This window comes from Paenibacillus oenotherae, assembly GCF_019443105.1.
Classification (GTDB): Bacteria; Bacillota; Bacilli; order Paenibacillales; family Paenibacillaceae; genus Paenibacillus_Z; species Paenibacillus_Z oenotherae.
This window is the reverse complement of sequence record NZ_JAHZIJ010000008.1, coordinates 22,721-38,642: the sequence shown is the minus strand read 5'-3', so window position 1 is coordinate 38,642 and position 15,922 is coordinate 22,721. Positions and strand designations below refer to the sequence as shown.

18 protein-coding genes and 1 tRNA gene are annotated in these 15,922 nt (G+C 51.2%); 3 read left to right on the top strand and 16 right to left on the bottom strand.

The window, feature by feature from the left end; genetic code table 11:
* Window positions 1–113 precede the first annotated feature (113 nt).
* From K0T92_RS12960 to K0T92_RS12920, 9 genes are all read right to left on the bottom strand, one after another.
* Complete coding sequence (locus tag K0T92_RS12960; protein WP_219872904.1) at window positions 114–893, bottom strand: hypothetical protein; 780 nt, start codon at window positions 891–893, stop codon at window positions 114–116.
* Between the two features lie 226 nt (window positions 894–1,119).
* Window positions 1,120–2,406, bottom strand: coding sequence for an adenylosuccinate synthase (locus K0T92_RS12955; protein ID WP_219872903.1), 1,287 nt, complete (start codon window positions 2,404–2,406; stop codon window positions 1,120–1,122).
* Between the two features lie 168 nt (window positions 2,407–2,574).
* Window positions 2,575–3,936 (bottom strand): replicative DNA helicase, encoded by a 1,362-nt coding sequence (dnaB, locus tag K0T92_RS12950; protein WP_219872902.1) that lies wholly within the window; start codon window positions 3,934–3,936, stop codon window positions 2,575–2,577.
* A 27-nt stretch (window positions 3,937–3,963) separates the two neighbouring features.
* A complete protein-coding gene (gene rplI / locus K0T92_RS12945) occupies window positions 3,964–4,407 on the bottom strand; it encodes a 50S ribosomal protein L9 (protein ID WP_219872901.1) in 444 nt (147 codons plus the stop codon).
* Complete coding sequence (locus K0T92_RS12940) at window positions 4,404–6,365, bottom strand: DHH family phosphoesterase (protein WP_219872900.1); 1,962 nt, start codon at window positions 6,363–6,365, stop codon at window positions 4,404–4,406. The genes rplI and K0T92_RS12940 overlap by 4 nt, the downstream gene beginning before the upstream one ends.
* A 20-nt stretch (window positions 6,366–6,385) precedes the next feature.
* A complete protein-coding gene (locus K0T92_RS12935; RefSeq protein WP_219872899.1) occupies window positions 6,386–7,282 on the bottom strand; it encodes a DUF2232 domain-containing protein in 897 nt (298 codons plus the stop codon).
* Window positions 7,283–7,425: 143 nt separating this feature from the next.
* Window positions 7,426–9,444, bottom strand: coding sequence for an amidohydrolase family protein (locus tag K0T92_RS12930; protein WP_246628132.1), 2,019 nt, complete (start codon window positions 9,442–9,444; stop codon window positions 7,426–7,428).
* Between the two features lie 218 nt (window positions 9,445–9,662).
* Window positions 9,663–10,103 (bottom strand): CBS domain-containing protein, encoded by a 441-nt coding sequence (locus K0T92_RS12925; protein WP_219872898.1) that lies wholly within the window; start codon window positions 10,101–10,103, stop codon window positions 9,663–9,665.
* A 77-nt stretch (window positions 10,104–10,180) separates the two neighbouring features.
* Entirely contained in the window at window positions 10,181–11,290 is a 1,110-nt protein-coding gene (locus K0T92_RS12920) for an LCP family protein (protein WP_219872897.1), read from the bottom strand.
* A 212-nt stretch (window positions 11,291–11,502) separates the two neighbouring features.
* Here K0T92_RS12920 and K0T92_RS12915 point away from each other — a divergent pair, with 212 nt between their 5' ends.
* On the top strand, window positions 11,503–11,856 hold the full coding sequence (locus tag K0T92_RS12915; RefSeq protein ID WP_219872896.1) for a DUF4870 domain-containing protein: 354 nt from the start codon (window positions 11,503–11,505) through the stop codon (window positions 11,854–11,856).
* 172 nt (window positions 11,857–12,028) lie between these two features.
* Here the strand turns inward: K0T92_RS12915 and rpsR are convergent, their stop codons facing one another.
* Genes rpsR through rpsF form a run of 3 tightly spaced genes read right to left on the bottom strand, consistent with a single transcriptional unit; the run spans window position 12,029 to window position 13,166 of the window.
* Window positions 12,029–12,307 (bottom strand): 30S ribosomal protein S18, encoded by a 279-nt coding sequence (gene rpsR, locus K0T92_RS12910; RefSeq protein ID WP_219872895.1) that lies wholly within the window; start codon window positions 12,305–12,307, stop codon window positions 12,029–12,031.
* Window positions 12,308–12,325: 18 nt separating this feature from the next.
* The gene (gene ssb, locus K0T92_RS12905) at window positions 12,326–12,844 is read right to left on the bottom strand and encodes a single-stranded DNA-binding protein (protein ID WP_219872894.1); all 519 of its coding nucleotides are present in this window, start codon (window positions 12,842–12,844) and stop codon (window positions 12,326–12,328) included.
* A 37-nt stretch (window positions 12,845–12,881) separates the two neighbouring features.
* Window positions 12,882–13,166 carry a 30S ribosomal protein S6 gene (gene rpsF / locus K0T92_RS12900; protein WP_219872893.1) on the bottom strand — a complete coding sequence of 95 codons (285 nt, stop codon included), beginning with the start codon at window positions 13,164–13,166 and terminating at the stop codon, window positions 12,882–12,884.
* 243 nt (window positions 13,167–13,409) lie between these two features.
* On the opposite strand from rpsF, the gene K0T92_RS12895 reads away from it, so the two are divergent.
* The gene (locus K0T92_RS12895; RefSeq protein WP_219872892.1) at window positions 13,410–13,589 is read left to right on the top strand and encodes a YjzC family protein; all 180 of its coding nucleotides are present in this window, start codon (window positions 13,410–13,412) and stop codon (window positions 13,587–13,589) included.
* 487 nt (window positions 13,590–14,076) lie between these two features.
* On the opposite strand, the gene K0T92_RS12890 is transcribed toward K0T92_RS12895, so the two are convergent.
* The 3 genes from K0T92_RS12890 to K0T92_RS12880 form a co-directional block, all read right to left on the bottom strand.
* Window positions 14,077–14,167: transfer RNA gene (locus K0T92_RS12890), tRNA-Ser, on the bottom strand.
* A gap of 64 nt (window positions 14,168–14,231) precedes the next feature.
* Window positions 14,232–14,456 carry a DUF951 domain-containing protein gene (locus K0T92_RS12885; protein WP_219872891.1) on the bottom strand — a complete coding sequence of 75 codons (225 nt, stop codon included), beginning with the start codon at window positions 14,454–14,456 and terminating at the stop codon, window positions 14,232–14,234.
* Between the two features lie 47 nt (window positions 14,457–14,503).
* Window positions 14,504–14,743, bottom strand: coding sequence for a putative Se/S carrier protein (locus K0T92_RS12880; protein WP_219872890.1), 240 nt, complete (start codon window positions 14,741–14,743; stop codon window positions 14,504–14,506).
* A gap of 104 nt (window positions 14,744–14,847) precedes the next feature.
* Here K0T92_RS12880 and yyaC point away from each other — a divergent pair, with 104 nt between their 5' ends.
* A complete protein-coding gene (yyaC, locus tag K0T92_RS12875) occupies window positions 14,848–15,441 on the top strand; it encodes a spore protease YyaC (protein ID WP_219872889.1) in 594 nt (197 codons plus the stop codon).
* On the opposite strand, the gene K0T92_RS12870 is transcribed toward yyaC, so the two are convergent.
* The gene (locus tag K0T92_RS12870; RefSeq protein ID WP_219872888.1) at window positions 15,392–15,907 is read right to left on the bottom strand and encodes a DUF4446 family protein; all 516 of its coding nucleotides are present in this window, start codon (window positions 15,905–15,907) and stop codon (window positions 15,392–15,394) included. The genes yyaC and K0T92_RS12870 overlap by 50 nt on opposite strands.
* Between the last annotated feature and the right edge of the window lie 15 nt (window positions 15,908–15,922).

Genomic DNA, 15,922 nt, shown 5'->3' with positions numbered 1-15,922 from the left:
AATTCATGGATTTGCCCCAATCCGACAACGAAATTTCTCCATTGTTTGGCTACGACTATACTACTTTAACACAAGCAAAATGTTTAATTCAACTTTACCTCATTTTTTGCGCGTTAATATTTCTTCATGATCTTCATCATTTGGTCATATTCATCCCTGTCCAAATGCTGTGCAATCAGCTGCTGGACCTCGGTCAATTCGTCCGTCGTCAGGCCGCCTTCCATAAGTCCGGAAATATATTGCCACGCTTCCTGCGGCAGCTTTTTCATCATCACATTGAACATGAGCTCCTTATCCTCTTCGCTCATGCCACTCTTCGTTTCGTTCAATTCCTCCGTCGTTATGGCGACACCTTCCCGCAGTGCTTCCCCTGCCTCGGCCCCATTTTCTCCGCCATTCGTACCTGCTAACGCTCCTGCATTCTCCTCATTCGTACCTGCTGGTGAGCCCGCGTCCCCCTCATCCATGCCCGCTGACCCCGTGTCCCCGCCGCCCACACCTGCCGACGCCTCCGCATTCCCGCCACTTGCGCCAGGGGCTGCCGCGCTGTTGCCCTTAGGACCCGCTCCGCCGCCGATATCCGTCAGCGCACCTGAGGAGCGATTGCTATAAGCATCAACCGCAAGCGGAGTATCTTCCTTGCCTGCACCTGTTCCCGTTCTCCCTCTGTCCGCTTGTGAATCCGCATCTGATTTCAGCACGGGGTCCGCTCCCCACAATCCGCCCCATACACTGCTTAGTGCAAACGGTTTTTGCTCCAGCGGTATATTGAACTGCTTTAATAGCGTTTCTACATAGCTATTCACAATATAGCCTGTTGTCCATATCGACAAGAAGCTGATAATAAGTCCCGCTGCCACCGTCTTCGCCAGCCACCCCGCCATTCTCCACATACACGGCACCTCCGCATGCAGTCTTTGCCGTCCCCATGTTGCAGCTCGACCGGCACAGAATCTGCTAATATAACCCATCCCCTACTTCCTATTATGGGCAGCGGGCAGCGGAACCATTCATAGATGTGGCAAGAAAGCATAATCTATCCACACAACAACAGCAAAAAGCGGCCGCCTCCTGTCTCATGCAGGAAACAACCGCCTCATAGTTTTATTCAAAATTAGATTATTCGTAGATCGCTCTTACTTGATTCGTCTGCTCACGGTTGCGGCCGACAGAGAAGATGGAGATCGGAATGCCTGTCAGCTCGGATACACGCTCCACATAGCGGCGCGTATTGACCGGCAGCTCATCCAGCGTCTTCACATTCGTAATGTCCTCGCTCCAGCCCGGCAGCTCCTCGTACACAGCCTCACACTGCGAGATCAGCTTCAAGCTGGCTGGGTAGTGCTCAATAATCTCGCCATTCAACTTGTAGCCTGTGCAGATCTTGACGGTCTCAAGACCGGAGAGCACATCAAGCGAATTAAGCGACAGTCCTGTGATGCCGCTGACACGACGGGCATGGCGGACAACGACGCTGTCGAACCAGCCGACACGGCGAGGACGCCCCGTTACCGTTCCGTACTCATGACCGCGCTCGCGAATCCAGTCGCCGGTCTCATTGTTCAGCTCCGTCGGGAACGGGCCGTCTCCAACGCGTGTTGTGTAGGCTTTGGCAACGCCAATAACCTGTTGAATCTTCGATGGGCCTACGCCTGAACCGATACATACACCGCCTGCTGACGGGTTGGACGATGTAACGAACGGGTAGGTGCCTTGATCGATATCCAGCATGACGCCTTGTGCGCCTTCGAACAGAATCCGCTTGCCGTCGTCAATCGCATCGTTCAATACGACAGACGTATCTGTCACATAAGGACGCAGAATTTCAGCGAAGCCGAGATACTCACGCAGAATCGTCTCCACATCAAGCGGCTCTCCGCCGTATACTTGCTCAATAACCTGGTTCTTCTCCACGACAAGGCGGCGCAGCCGATCCTCGAACTCTGCTGCATCCATCAAGTCTGCAATACGAATGCCGTTACGAGCTGCCTTATCCATGTAGCAAGGGCCGATCCCTTTGCGAGTCGTTCCAATCTTGTTGTCGCCCTTGCGCTCTTCCTCAAGTCCGTCCAGCACCAGATGATACGGCATAATGATATGCGCGCGATCGCTGATTCTCAGGTTATCCGTAGAGAAGCCGTTCTCATGTATATAATTGATTTCATCAATTAGAGCAGACGGATTAATGACCATTCCGTTGCCAATGACGCAAACTTTGTCTTGGTTGAAAATTCCCGATGGAATCATCGTAAGCTTGTATTTCTTGTTGCCAATGAGGATCGTGTGACCTGCGTTGTTTCCTCCCTGATAACGGGCAACGACATCCGCACCCTCTGCCAGAAAGTCGGTAATCTTACCTTTACCTTCGTCTCCCCATTGCGTTCCGACAACAACTACCGTTGACATGGCTATACCCCCATTACATGCTTTTCGCGCACGAAAATCACTGCCAGTCGCAGGCAGCACTATTAGTGTAGCAGTCCGATCTCTCAAAGTCAATTCAAAAACGAACAATCACACGGTTGCCCATATGATTGTTCGGAAATGTCTTGTGCCCCAGCCTTATACAGCAGGTCAGGATGCTTGCCCCGGTTCCTGATGCGAACGGTCTAAGCTCACAAATTTATTGAAATTTTTAAGAAACACCAGCTCTACCGTACCTACTGGACCATTACGCTGTTTCGCGATAATAATCTCGATGATGTTCTTCTTCTCGGTTTCCTTGTCGTAGTAATCATCCCGATAGAGGAACGCTACAATATCAGCATCTTGCTCAATTGATCCTGATTCCCGAAGGTCAGACATCATCGGGCGCTTATCCTGCCGCTGCTCAACACCCCGGCTAAGCTGCGACAGGGCGATAACCGGCACTTCCAGCTCACGCGCAATCTGCTTGAGCGTACGCGAGATCTCCGATACCTCCTGCTGGCGATTCTCTCCTGCCTTCCCGCGGCCCTGAATAAGCTGCAGGTAGTCAATCAGAATCATGCCAAGACCGCGTTCCTTCTTCAGCCTCCGGCACTTGGCGCGGATATCAGCGACTGTAATGCCCGGCGTATCATCAATATAAATCTGCGCTTCCGAGAGCGAGCCAATTGCCATAGTCAGCTTCTCCCAATCATCGCCTTCCAGATATCCCGTTCGCATCCGCCCCGCGTCTACATTCGACTCTGCGCAGATCATCCGCTGCACCAGCTGCGCTGCGGACATCTCCAGGCTGAATATCGCTACAGTCTCGCGGGAACGCACCCCGACGTTCTGCGCGATATTCAGTGCAAAAGCCGTCTTACCTACAGAAGGACGAGCAGCAACAATAATAAGATCATTGCGCTGAAAGCCCGACGTCATCTTATCCAGATCGATAAACCCGGATGGAATGCCTGTCGTTCCGCCCTTATTCGTATAGAGATGCTCCACCCGCTCGAACACGTCCATCAGCACATCCCGGATCGAGATGAATCCGCTGCTGGAACGGCGATTGGAAATTTCCAGAATGCGCTTCTCTGCTTCACTCAGCATAATGCCGACATCATCGGCGGCCGCATAACCGTCCGATACGATATTCGTAGCTGTCCGGATCAATCGGCGCAGCATCGATTTCTCTTCAACGATCTGAGCGTAATAATCGATATTCGCAGCAGTCGGAACCGCATTGGCCAGCTTCGTCAGATAGCTGACGCCGCCAATCTCCTCGAGCTGCTGCTGATCCTGCAGATGGGCGGTAAGCGTAATCAGGTCGATCGGCTGATTCGCCTCGCCTAGTTCAACCATCGCCTCGTAGATCAACTGATGAGACGGGTCGTAGAAATCCTCGCTGCGAAGCCGCTCCATCGACGTAATCAGCGCTTCGGCTTGCAATAGAACGGCGCCAAGCACCGCCTGTTCAGCCTCGACATTTTGCGGGGGGACACGGTCAAACATCAGCTCATTGCTCATCGGCTAGTAGAACTCCTTTGCTTGCGATTATTCCTCTGCTGCCTGTACTTTAAGCGTCGCCTTCACTTGCGGATGCAGCTTCACTGCCACCTGTGTAATGCCAAGCGTGCGGATCGGCTCCTCCAGCTCAATCTTCCGTTTATCAACACGAATGCCTTGCGCTTCAAGCGCCTCGGCAATTTGTTTGGATGTTATAGCGCCGAACAAGCGGCCGCCTTCGCCAGCTTTCGTCTTCACGACTACGGTTAAAGCCTCCACCTTTGCTGCAAGCGCCCCAGCGTCATCCTTTTCTTTATCCTTCTTCTTCTGTTCAGCCGCATTCTGTACTTCCAGCGTCTTGAGGTTACCGTCTGACGCCAGCTTTGCCAGTCCTTGCGGCAGCAGGAAGTTCCGCACATAACCCTCGGACAGTTCCTTCACATCGCCCTTCTTGCCTTGACCCTTCACATCTTTCAGAAAAATTACCTTCATTCGAATAACCCCTCTTCCTCTTCAATATCCTGCAGCACCTTCTTGAGGCGCTGAGCGACTTCTGTGACCGTACCTTCCATCTGCGAGGCAGCATTGGTCAGATGTCCGCCTCCGCCCATTCGTTCCATGACAACCTGGACATTCATGTGCCCAAGCGAACGGGCGCTTATGCCGATCAAGCCATCCTGGCGCTCTCCAATAACGAATGAAGCCAGCACGTCGGTCATATTAAGCAGCGTATCCGCAGATTGCGCGATGAGCAGCTGGGAATACTGACGCCCCGGCTCCGTAACTGCAATCGCGATATGCTCATGTACGATCTCTGCGTGCTTGATCATCTCTGCTTTCTTGATGTACTCCGCCAGATCTTCCTTCAGCATGCGCTGAATCATCATCGAATCAGCCCCGTTCCGGCGCAGGAAGGATGCCGCCTCGAACGTGCGTGAGCCCGTGCGGAGCGAGAAGCTCTTCGTATCCATCGTAATGCCGGCAAGCAGAGCGGTTGATTCCCTGACATCCAGCATGACACGATCATGAATATACTGGAGAAGCTCAGTTACAAGCTCACAGGTCGAGGAGGCGTAGGGCTCCATATAGACAAGTATGGCATTGTTAATGAACTCCTCGCCGCGCCGGTGATGATCCACAACGACGATGCGGTCCGTCTGCGCGAGCAGCTTAGGCTCCTTCACCATTGAAGCCTTATGCGTATCCACCACAACGACCAGAGAGCTGGAATCGATCAGTCCGAACGCCTGATCCGGTGTAACGAACCGTTTCACAAGCCGCTCGTCTTCCTTGAGCAGCTCCATCATTTTCTGAATGGCGGGATTGATGCCCTCCAGAACGATATAGGCTTCCTTGTTGAATAACTGGGCTGCCTTCAATACCCCGACTGCAGCGCCGATGGCATCCATATCCGGCATCTTGTGCCCCATAATAACAACATTGTCACTCTCGCGTATGAGATCACGCAGCGCATGCGCGACAACACGCGCCCGCACCCGGGTGCGCTTCTCCACCGCATTGGACTTGCCGCCGTAGAACGATTGCCGCTGTCCGCACTTGACCGCGGCTTGGTCGCCGCCGCGCCCAAGAGCAATGTCCAGACTCATCTGCGCCCATTGTCCAAGCTCCACAATGCTCTCCGCGCCAGCTGCGAAGCCGATGCTGAGTGTCATTGGAATCTTGTTCTCCGTGGTCATCTCGCGCACTTCATCCAGAATAACGAAGCGTGACACCTCAAGCTGCTTGAGCGTCTTCTGATCGGTAATAACCAGGTAACGATCCGAATTCAGCCGCTTCAAGTAGACATGGAACTTATTGGCCCATTCCGTAATTTCGGCGGTTGCTTTCGACAGCAGCGTGCTGCGCTGCTGATCGTCCATCCCCTGCGTTACTTCCTCCAGATTGTCCATCATGACAATGCCAAGAGCAAGCTTCTCTTCCTCATAACGCTTGGCCAGCTGCCAGCGCTGGGTAATATCCCGCACATACACAAGCCGCTCATCGAAGCGGAAGCTGAGCTCATAGACAAGACTGCCTATCGTAGCTTCAACCGTTCCTTCACGATCCTTCGCCTGCGAGAGCGTCGGGAACAGCTCCATCAATGACTCGCCGACAACGGAATCCCGCTCCAGCATGTTCGTCACGAAAGCATTATGCCACTCTACCATCTTATCTTCGTTATAAAGAATAATTCCGAACGGAAGATCGCTTATAACTTCTCTTCCGGCTTTCTTGACCCGATAGGACAATGTCCCGAGATACATCTTCAAATCACGGCGAAATGCACGTTCAGCCAGAACCGAATAGACCCCGACCGCCCCGGTCAAAACAAGACCGAGCAGGCCGAGCAGCCATTCGTATGAAGCTAGCGTTACCGTGAACACAATCATAAGCACGAAGCTCCACAAATGGTGCATACCGTGCCAACGTTTAATCAAAAACTTCGGCATCTACTCATTCGCCCCTGTTGTCAAGGTTTCTTAAACGCTCTTCTGATATGAAACCCGGCATCCAACACGCCGATCAAGCTTAGCGGCGGGAACATAAACACAAGCACGGACAGCATAATCGGCACGACATGATGCCAGTCTCTCTCGTGGGCAATAAAAAAGAAGAAGCCCATCGCCTGAATCGAGAACGCGAGCTGCATAAGCGGAACCAGGTTCAGCAGCGCTACCGTCATGAAAGAATCGCCCTCGCTCGGGGTCATCAGGTTGGCTACAAGCACAATCAGATAGTAGAACACCACGATGCGCGGCAGCATCCATTCTCTGGCCGGCTGCAATCCCGGCACCGAAATTCCTGACCGCCTAAGCAGAGGTCTTGCAATGGCGTGTGTAATTACCGCGAGCAGGAACGCAACCGTAATCAGTGTCCTTGGAATCGACTGGATAATCCACTGCACGTTGGCAGCAACCATCTCTGCACTCCAAGGGTTAAGCATTATTTGGTTCATATAATCGAACGCTTGTTGGATGAACACTCTTACTTCCGATATCAGCTTGAAATTCAGCAGCAGATCGAACAGCATGAGCTCCAGCAGCAGCTGGCCTAACAGAACGAGAATCGTTACCGTTAGTACTTTGCGGGCCGCAGCCGTCTTCTTGTACAGGTGGCCCATTACGATAGATGGAACCAGGAAGAACAGACCGACTATAATTGCGGAGGGACCAAGTATCAGTGTCGCGATCCCATAGACAGCAACCATATGGATGGCGAATTCCCGCCGGGGCAATTGTACGTACAGAACGACCGCCGGGACCATCATGACGACGAGTGAGAGCACATTAAGCAGCGGGACTGCAATAGATAGTAGCAAGAGCAGCGCTGCCCCGCTCCATAGAACAGACTTTAAGTCGGTTTTCAACCCATTCACCTCTAACCAAGCTTGCTGTATCCCATATACGAAAAGCTTTACTCCCCATTATAACACAAAACCCCGGACAACATAGATATCGTTGTCCCGGGGATGCGTTGTAACTTACCGGAAAATCATGCGAGACTATCGCTTTATTCTTCAATCGTCCACGTATCTCCGTCATTGACCGCCTTCAAGCCTAACGTTTCTAGGAACGCAACCGGAACGAAAGCACGCTTGCCGATAGACAGCAGCTTCACCGTCGCATCACCAGATTTCACTGCATAGCCACGCTCGAGCATCAGCTCCCCTTTAGCAGGAGCTGCGGATGGATCGCCTTCCGAAGCTGATTGCGTTCCCTCGGCTACCTCGAAGGTATGGGTTACATCGTTCCATGACACACTATAGCCATGCTCGTTCAGAGCCGATAGATCGACATACGGTTCCTTGTTGTAGCCCACCAATGGATAGCTCTTGCCATCCCATTGCAGCGCTCCCGCCGTCTCGCTTACACGCTGGAAATGGCTGCGAAGCGGCTCGCCAAGGCGAATCTTCTTGTTCATCTCGCCGTTGTCCAGCGCAACCTGTCCCGCAACCAGCACATAATTGATTCCGGCAGACATCAAGTCAGGCTGTTCAACAGTGGAGCGGTCACGGATCTTCTCATAATTGAACACGACGATGTCTGCATCCATTCCTTTGGCAATCCGGCCCTTCTTCTGCAACGCCGGCGACTGCTTCTCCAGCCGCTGGGCAGGAAGAAGGCTCAGCTTCGCAATGCCATCCATAAGCGACATGACGCCCTGCTCGCGGACATACAGGCCAATTGTCCGCGCGAAGGTGCCTGATGCGCGCGGATGGTTGTTAAAGCCCGGCTCCAGAATCGCGTCACTGCCAATCATGACATAGGGCGCCTTGAATGCGTCCACGATCGCCTGCGGAGGTATCGCATAAGCGACCGCTAGCTTGCCCTGCTTCTGGTACTTGGAGAAGCTCTCCTTGTTCAAGCGCTCTGTCGTGCCGGCGATCTGAAGATCATTATACGAAATGCGGAATCTTTCCTGCCAGCCCTCATCGAAGCGTGCCGAATTCAGATAAGTTCCCCAGTAATCATACGGGTATGTACAAGCTGTGATGTCATATCCCTTCGCCCTCGCTTCATCAATCATCGCCAGCGCTTCGGTCATCGTGAACGTGCCGCCCGTGCTGTTAATATGATCGATATGTACCGCGGCTCCTGTCTTCTCCGCATAGCCAATTAACTCCTGTGTGCCTTCAAGCTCCGTCCCCGGCTCCTCCATATCGGAATAGCGGCCGTGGAAGTAGACCGGCACATTATACTTGTTCGCCAGCTCCATTAACGGAATAATCTCTTCTGCTGATATTCCCGGCACATACTCCAGACTGATGGAGATGCCAAGCGCGCCGTCATTAAGCGCCTTCTCCGCATCCTTCACCAGCTTCTCGCTCTGCGCCGGAGATGCTGCGGCATAGCGGCTCAGCTTGAATTGATTGCGCGCCTGCGTGTAGAAGAACGACGCCCCGAAGTGAACAGGCGTTTGATTGCGTTCATAATAGCTGTACCATTGCTTGGGCGTCGACGTTCCTCCATGCATCGCGATATTGGCTGTCACGCCGTCGCCGATCTTCTGCCATACCCCCAGCGGATTAGGGTCATAGGACAAATTATCGATAAAGCCCGGCGATACAACTTGTCCCGTCGCATCGATTGTGCGCTTGCCCTTCAGCGGCTTCGAGGTCACGACTCCGATGGTTCCGTCGATGATCCCCACGTTCAAGCCTTCCTTGTCCAGCTTCGTCTCCGGGTTGACAACCCTGCCGCCTGCAATGACAATGTCATATTCCTTGGCGAGCTCCTCATCCGTCACATTCGCCTCCAGCTCAGCGGCCGGATCGCGATCACCATTTTCTTTATCACCTGGGTCATTCGTATTGCCCTTGTTATTGCCGGCTTGTCCATTGGAGTTCGTCCCCTTGCCGTTATCAGCAATCGAGCCTGGTTCCTTGCCAGCTCCCCCCTCATCGGATTGAAAGAGCGTATAAGCCAAGTAGCCGGCAAATAACACGACGAGCACAGCCGCAAGCGCCATAAAAGCACGCATCGGCCCTCTCCCGCTCTTCCTTCTTGATCCACCATTCCTGCTGTTCATCCACGTTCCTCCTGCCGCTCATACATATAGCGCCGTCCCCCGGAGAGGACGGCGCTTATTGCGAATCGGATCCCCTTCACAGGGACATCCACTTCCATTCCTATTGCATACAGACATGCTTGCCATACGGAGTAGTGAAGCGATAGCATTCATCTGCCTACAATTCCCAGCCGTTATTCCTATCCTACTACTGTTCCGGCTGGAGCGCAAACTTCTCCTTAACCCGCCACCATTTCATTACTAGCGGATATGGCGTCATTAGCAATAACCTTCTCGCAGTAATCCATAATATCGCTCCGGCGGACGATGCCGATAAACCGGTTCATATCATCGATGACAGGTACGAAGTTCTGCATTTTGGCCAATTGAATGAGATCCTCCATATTCGCATCAATGCGTACAGGACGATTGGACAGCCTCATCTGAACATCTGACAGCTTTACCTTATGCGTCTGCTCGAAGGTTACATTCGGATTATTCTTCATAAACCAGAGCAGATCGCCCTCGGTCACTGTCCCTGCATACCCGCCATCCGGATCAAGGATCGGCACAGCGGTATAGCGGTGATGCTCCATTCTCTCCAATGTCTGACGCAGCGTTGCGTCCAGGGTCATACAGACTACTTCCTGCTTGGGTAGTAAGAAAAATGCAATGTTCATGCGTTCATTTTCGCCCACTTTCTTCATTCTTGGGTCAGAATAGCGATAGAGAGCTGTGAGCCAGGATGCTTGGCTGCCTAACGGCTGCTGCCATAAGTAGCCTTCGTCGCGGAAGAAGAGGACAACGATTGTACCGGCTTCACCGGCTTGTTTGGCTTCTTCTCATAATCGCCTGGAAGCGGCAGCTGTGCCTTCGACAGCGTCGGGTCAAGCCAAGCTTCAATCAGATCTGTCACATGCGTCAAGTCATCTTCATCGGCAAAATAATACCAGGCTCCATGGTCGCTCTTCCGGTGACCGCTGCCTTTGAGCGTATGGCTGTAGATCGTTCTCGTGTCGGTTTGCAGCATACTCTTCGCAAGATCGATCATATGCTCCGGCGTCAGATCGGTGCTGAAATTTTTGCCCATAATATCGATGAAATCAGGAATGTTGCTCCACTGCTCCACCTGGGCCGCCTTGTTCATGATCGCATTGAGGAAGACCTGATGACGGCCCGTACGGCTCGTATCACCGCCGGCATCCTCCCGGAAACGAACATAATTAAGCGCGTCTTGTCCCATGTATACGTCTTGGCCTGCCTTAACGATGAACTTCTCATGATCAGCATCATCATTAACCAGATCTTCCGTAATCGGCAGCGCTATGCCGTCCATCGCATCAATAACCTCGCGGAACCCGCTGAAATTAATGGAGGCGTAATGGTCAATGGAATGGCCGAACAGCTTCTCCACGGTCTCTACGGCCATCTTGGCGCCGCCAAATGCATAGGCATGAGTGATTTTATCATAAAATTCATTACCGGCTCTCGATTTCTTGCCCACGATCTCCGTGTACGTGTCCCTTGGTATCGATATCATCAGAATGGCACCGTCCGAAGGACGAACTACTGTATAAATCATCGTATCGGAACGCCCGATCTCCTTGTCTCGCTGATCGACTCCGAGCAGCAGCATTGAGAATGGCGCTTCTTTCCTGTAACTAACCTGCTGAGGATTGCGGCCTTCCAGCGGCTTGTAGGAATTCTCCAGCTTCTTCTCTACATCGCCTGCAAGGAACATATCAAATCCCCACATCCCTAATGCAACCCGATTATAATAGCCGACACTGCCGACCAATATGACAAATGTGATGATGCCCATTATCCATTTCCATCGTCGTGACTTGCGACTTGTTGATTTTATCATCTCGTAATGAACTCTCCTATTCTCCCTTTTCTATATAAACGAATCTTCTCCATTCTAAACGATTTGGCGATCTGGAATGTTACAAAACTTTAACGATTTTATGATTACAAATCTGGACTTTTGAACCATGACATTTTTTAACTCTAATCGGTATAGTTCTGCTATAATACGATATAGTTAAACTAGAATATCAACAGGAAGGGTGACTTTGCATGCAATCGCCATCCATGACGCCAGATCCGTCTTCGACTGGCATGGATCCCAAGATCGTCGGATTGCTCTGCTATTTAGGTGCTTTTATTACAGGAATTATATTCTTAGTTGTTGAGAAGAACAGCCGTTTTGTTAAATTCCATGCGATGCAGTCCATTATCGTATTCGGAGCGCTTTTCGTCTTTTCTATCGTCATCAACATTATTCCGATTATCGGGACACTGATCGGGCTGCTTATTACTCCAATTGGCTTCGTGCTGTGGATTGTACTTATGCTGCTCGCTTACCAAGGTCGTTGGTTCAAGCTGCCCGTCATTGGCGATATTGCCGAACAACAGGCGAATCGTTTCTAAGATGCATACTACAGGTGAAGAAGCCGTCTCATGATGAGGCGGCTTCTTCACTATATCATGGATCATATGGCTATGCATAATATTCACCAAGCGCTCGCACATCATACCTGAAGAAAGATCTCTGCGTGCGCAAATAAAAAAGGCAGCCCGCAAGGGCTGCACTTCCTTAAACCTATTCCGTTGTGTAAGGCAAAAGCGCTACTTGACGCGAACGCTTGATGGAGATTGTCAACAGGCGTTGGTATTTTGCACTTGTTCCAGTTACACGGCGAGGCAAAATTTTTCCACGCTCACTGATGAATTTACGGAGCAAGTCCGTATCTTTATAGTCAATGTGTTTAATTTTGTTAGCTGTGAAGAAACATACTTTACGGCGCTTGTTACGGCCTTTACGACCGCCGAATTTGCGTTCTGGACGCTCATCGCCGCCTTCTCTTTGCTTGAAGCTCATTGTCATCCGTCCTTTCGATTAGAATGGTAAATCATCTTCCGATATGTCGATCGGGCGTCCGTCATCAGAGAACGGATCACGATTGTCGTTCCTGGATGAGCCTCCGGATCGGCTTCCACCGCCCTGCGAGCCGCCACCGCTGTAACCGCCGCCTCCATTGCCTTGGCCGCCGCCGTAGTTGCCGCCGCCTCCCTCTTCACGTGAAGCTCCGCCTTCGCGGTTGGACTCCAAGAAACGAACGTTGTCAGCAATAATCTCCGTCACATAGACGCGCTTGCCTTCGTTGTTCTCATAGTTCCGCACCTGAATACGGCCTTCAACCGCCGTCAAGCGGCCTTTACGCAAATAGTTGGCACATGTCTCAGCAAGCTGGCGCCATGTTACGATCGGGATAAAATCAGCTTCCCTCTCGCCTTGACCACTGCTAAACGGACGATCCACAGCCAGTGTAAATTGCGTTACCGCAACTCCCGCTGGAGTATAGCGCATTTCCGGGTCCTTTGTTAATCTGCCAATCAGAATAACACGGTTCAACATCGTTTATCGCCTCCAATCAACATCCTTGCGTTTTAGACTAAGCTACGTCTCTGACGATCATAGAACGGATAACTTCATCCGTAATTTTCATGACGCGGTCAAGTTCAGCTACAACTTCAGAAGTTGCATTGAAATGAACGAGGACATAAATACCGTCACGAAACTTTTCGATCTCATACGCAAGGCGGCGCTTACCGATCACGTCATGCTTTGTGATTTCCCCGCCGTTGGAGATGATACCTTGGAACTTGTCAGTGAGTGCTTGCAGCGCCTCTTGTTCCACATCTGGACGAATGATATACATCACTTCATATTTGCGCATTTGTTTCACCTCCTTTTGGACTAACGGCCCCCTATAGGGAGCAAGGAGCGAGTCATTTACTAAGTGTAATTTCTCGCATACCATATTACTATATCAAAAACAGGGCTCACCCACAAGTAATGATTATAAACTTGTCCAATTCCGCATTCTTCCGTTCATGAACGGGTTGCAATCATCGCACACTAATGATGTGCACAGCATGCTCTGTGTGCAACAATCCAGTCATGAGGAGGCGGCAATAAGATGGGCGAATGGACGGAGTTCAGACCTGGCGACCGTGCGCCGAATGGAGGAACGTATATCGAGATCGGTGAAGCGTCGTTCCATATGGGCGTCAATAACCCCAAGAAGGTTCATCTTGAGAAAGGTGAACCTTTCCCCTCTACATCCAATAAGGATCGCAAGTGGAAGCGGCTGCATTAAAATTTTGTAAAGAAGGATGTATACGATAACCGCTTCTTGAGCATTATAATTGATGACGGTGCAAAGAGAGGTGTGGTTCCATTGAACCATTTGGAGCAAGAACCGCAAGGTAGTTCTGTCCACTCAGCATAAATAGAAGCGAGGAGATGTGCCAAAGACCAGTGTCTGTAACACACGCACACCGGATACAAAACCGGTGAACCGAGATTCTTTAGAAGCTTGTAGTGCCGACTAATTACAAATCGATCAATCACCGTCGAAAGAGGGCTCGCAAGAGCCCTTTTTTCATGTTCATTATGAGCAGTCCCCGTTTTGCCCCTGAACGCGCAAGGTTAGACAAAGCAGGCCTGCCCCGGCCGGCATAACAATTCACAACGGGAGCAAGGCTCATAAGCCTGTAAGATGAATTGGAACAACCATCTCTCCGATGTTCCTTCCGCATCATGAAAAAAAGCGACTCTGCACAGAGTCGCTTGATTGTTATGTATGGCGGAGAGGGTGGGATTCGAACCCACGCACGCTGTGACACGCCTAGCTGATTTCGAGTCAGCCCCCTTGGGCCTCTTGGGTACCTCTCCATTCCGTCAGCAAGAATTATCTTACCACGCTGATTGTTACTTTGCAAGCTTTTTTAATACCGGGTCAATTGCCCTCGCTGGTGCCTTCATCAGATGCAGGAGCTGAGCGAAGCACCTTCTTCATGTTCTTCTCAAACTTTGCCCGCGGAACAAGCACACTATGCTTGCATCCCACGCATTTCATTCTAATGTCCATGCCCATGCGAATGATCTCCATCTCATTCGTCCCGCACGGATGCGGCTTCTTCATCTGCACAATATCCCCAAGTTCGAATTGCTTACGCTCCATATCGCTCTCTCCCCCTCTTTCTATACTACCTGTGCATCAGCTTCCTATTACTCTTCAATTAATTCGTAGCCGCCATTCAATGGCCGGAATATCCCTCTCACTTCAACATTCTCATTCAGGATCACTTGCTTGACGGTGCCCAAATCATCCTCAGGAAAATGAATGGAGAGCGCGCATCCAGCAGTTATTTCCTTAGGAGTTGGACATATGTCTATTTCGATATCCGCATATTCTAGCAGCATTTCGGCACGGAGTGCTTGCTGGGTAGAATCAAAAGCAATGAGCACATGCCCTCCTCCTTTCGCATGATTTAATCTCTTCCAGCCTGTGCAAGTATAAATTGGTTGTCCGATCCATATACTAGTAACACATGATTGCGGGAGGAGATTCTATGAGATTAGCAGGTATGAAAGATACGCCCTTGAAAGTCCCCTACACAGAGCTCAATGTGAACACCCTTCTCATCAACCGTCTGACATACCTCATGAGCAGCTTATCCAATGAACAGCAAAGGCTCGTCGTCGTCTGTATCGGCACAGACCGCTCTACAGGTGACGCTCTAGGCCCACTAGTTGGAACTTACCTGAGCAAGTACCGCAGCCCTTATTTTGAAATATTCGGCACGCTCGATGAGCCTGTTCATGCTATGAATTTAGATGATACGCTGATCGAAATCAATAAGCAAATTCGCAAACCGTTCGTTATCGGCATTGATGCTTGTCTAGGGCAGGTGTCCAGTGTTGGCTGCATTCAAGTAGGCTCAGGACCTGTCCGTCCAGGTGCAGGGGTGAACAAGGATCTTCCTCCTGTCGGCGATATCCATATGACCGGCATCGTTAATGTCGGCGGTTTCATGGAATATTTCGTCCTGCAGAACACCCGCTTGCAATTAGTCATCCGCATGTCCGAAATCATCGCACAAAGCCTGTTCACGGCTATCGCGAAGAACGTCCACCAGTCGACTCCTGCTGCGACGCAAGAGTGATGGCTTGCTTCTCTTCTGGTGTAAGCGGATACTCCGACTGCCCCGCTTTGAGCGGCTTGGCATATACGAAGGTCTGTTCACGGCTGTGCAGCCCGCTAAGCACCATGCCATCCTCATTATCGTTAACAACTGCAATGGAGAAGCTGAGATCATTGCCGCGTTCTGCAAATGCATTGTATCGATGTATGCCTACATTGCCTCTCTTTTGCTTGAGCAGCAATCCCATTGCCTCGACGGTTTCTCTTAGCTTATGCTGCGCCTGCTCCTGCTGGCTGAGACGATCCTTAATTTCGATAATGACGCGATCGAGGTCATCAACACCTGTTCCACTCATAAATTGAGCGTAGCTGCGTCCTAGCTTCTTCAGCTTGCTTTTCAGCAGCATCGTTCGAATAACTAGCAGCAAGACGATAATGACGAGACCTATTGTTACCCCATCGATCGGGCGTTGTATGAATTCTTCCATTGCGTTTCTCTCCCC

What these genes read in the sequence shown, in the direction of transcription:
- K0T92_RS12915 (WP_219872896.1), top strand. Translation starts at nt 11,503, where the DNA reads ATGCAATCGCCATCCATGACGCCAGATCCGTCTTCGACTGGCATGGAT.
- K0T92_RS12895 (WP_219872892.1), top strand. Translation starts at nt 13,410, where the DNA reads ATGGGCGAATGGACGGAGTTCAGACCTGGCGACCGTGCGCCGAATGGA.
- K0T92_RS12960 (WP_219872904.1), bottom strand. Translation starts at nt 893, where the DNA reads ATGTGGAGAATGGCGGGGTGGCTGGCGAAGACGGTGGCAGCGGGACTT.
- K0T92_RS12920 (WP_219872897.1), bottom strand. Translation starts at nt 11,290, where the DNA reads ATGATAAAATCAACAAGTCGCAAGTCACGACGATGGAAATGGATAATG.
- yyaC (WP_219872889.1), top strand. Translation starts at nt 14,848, where the DNA reads ATGAGATTAGCAGGTATGAAAGATACGCCCTTGAAAGTCCCCTACACA.
- K0T92_RS12940 (WP_219872900.1), bottom strand. Translation starts at nt 6,365, where the DNA reads ATGCCGAAGTTTTTGATTAAACGTTGGCACGGTATGCACCATTTGTGG.
- K0T92_RS12955 (WP_219872903.1), bottom strand. Translation starts at nt 2,406, where the DNA reads ATGTCAACGGTAGTTGTTGTCGGAACGCAATGGGGAGACGAAGGTAAA.
- dnaB (WP_219872902.1), bottom strand. Translation starts at nt 3,936, where the DNA reads ATGAGCAATGAGCTGATGTTTGACCGTGTCCCCCCGCAAAATGTCGAG.
- rplI (WP_219872901.1), bottom strand. Translation starts at nt 4,407, where the DNA reads ATGAAGGTAATTTTTCTGAAAGATGTGAAGGGTCAAGGCAAGAAGGGC.
- rpsF (WP_219872893.1), bottom strand. Translation starts at nt 13,166, where the DNA reads ATGCGCAAATATGAAGTGATGTATATCATTCGTCCAGATGTGGAACAA.
- ssb (WP_219872894.1), bottom strand. Translation starts at nt 12,844, where the DNA reads ATGTTGAACCGTGTTATTCTGATTGGCAGATTAACAAAGGACCCGGAA.
- rpsR (WP_219872895.1), bottom strand. Translation starts at nt 12,307, where the DNA reads ATGAGCTTCAAGCAAAGAGAAGGCGGCGATGAGCGTCCAGAACGCAAA.
- K0T92_RS12885 (WP_219872891.1), bottom strand. Translation starts at nt 14,456, where the DNA reads ATGGAGCGTAAGCAATTCGAACTTGGGGATATTGTGCAGATGAAGAAG.
- K0T92_RS12930 (WP_246628132.1), bottom strand. Translation starts at nt 9,444, where the DNA reads ATGAACAGCAGGAATGGTGGATCAAGAAGGAAGAGCGGGAGAGGGCCG.
- K0T92_RS12925 (WP_219872898.1), bottom strand. Translation starts at nt 10,103, where the DNA reads ATGAACATTGCATTTTTCTTACTACCCAAGCAGGAAGTAGTCTGTATG.
- K0T92_RS12870 (WP_219872888.1), bottom strand. Translation starts at nt 15,907, where the DNA reads ATGGAAGAATTCATACAACGCCCGATCGATGGGGTAACAATAGGTCTC.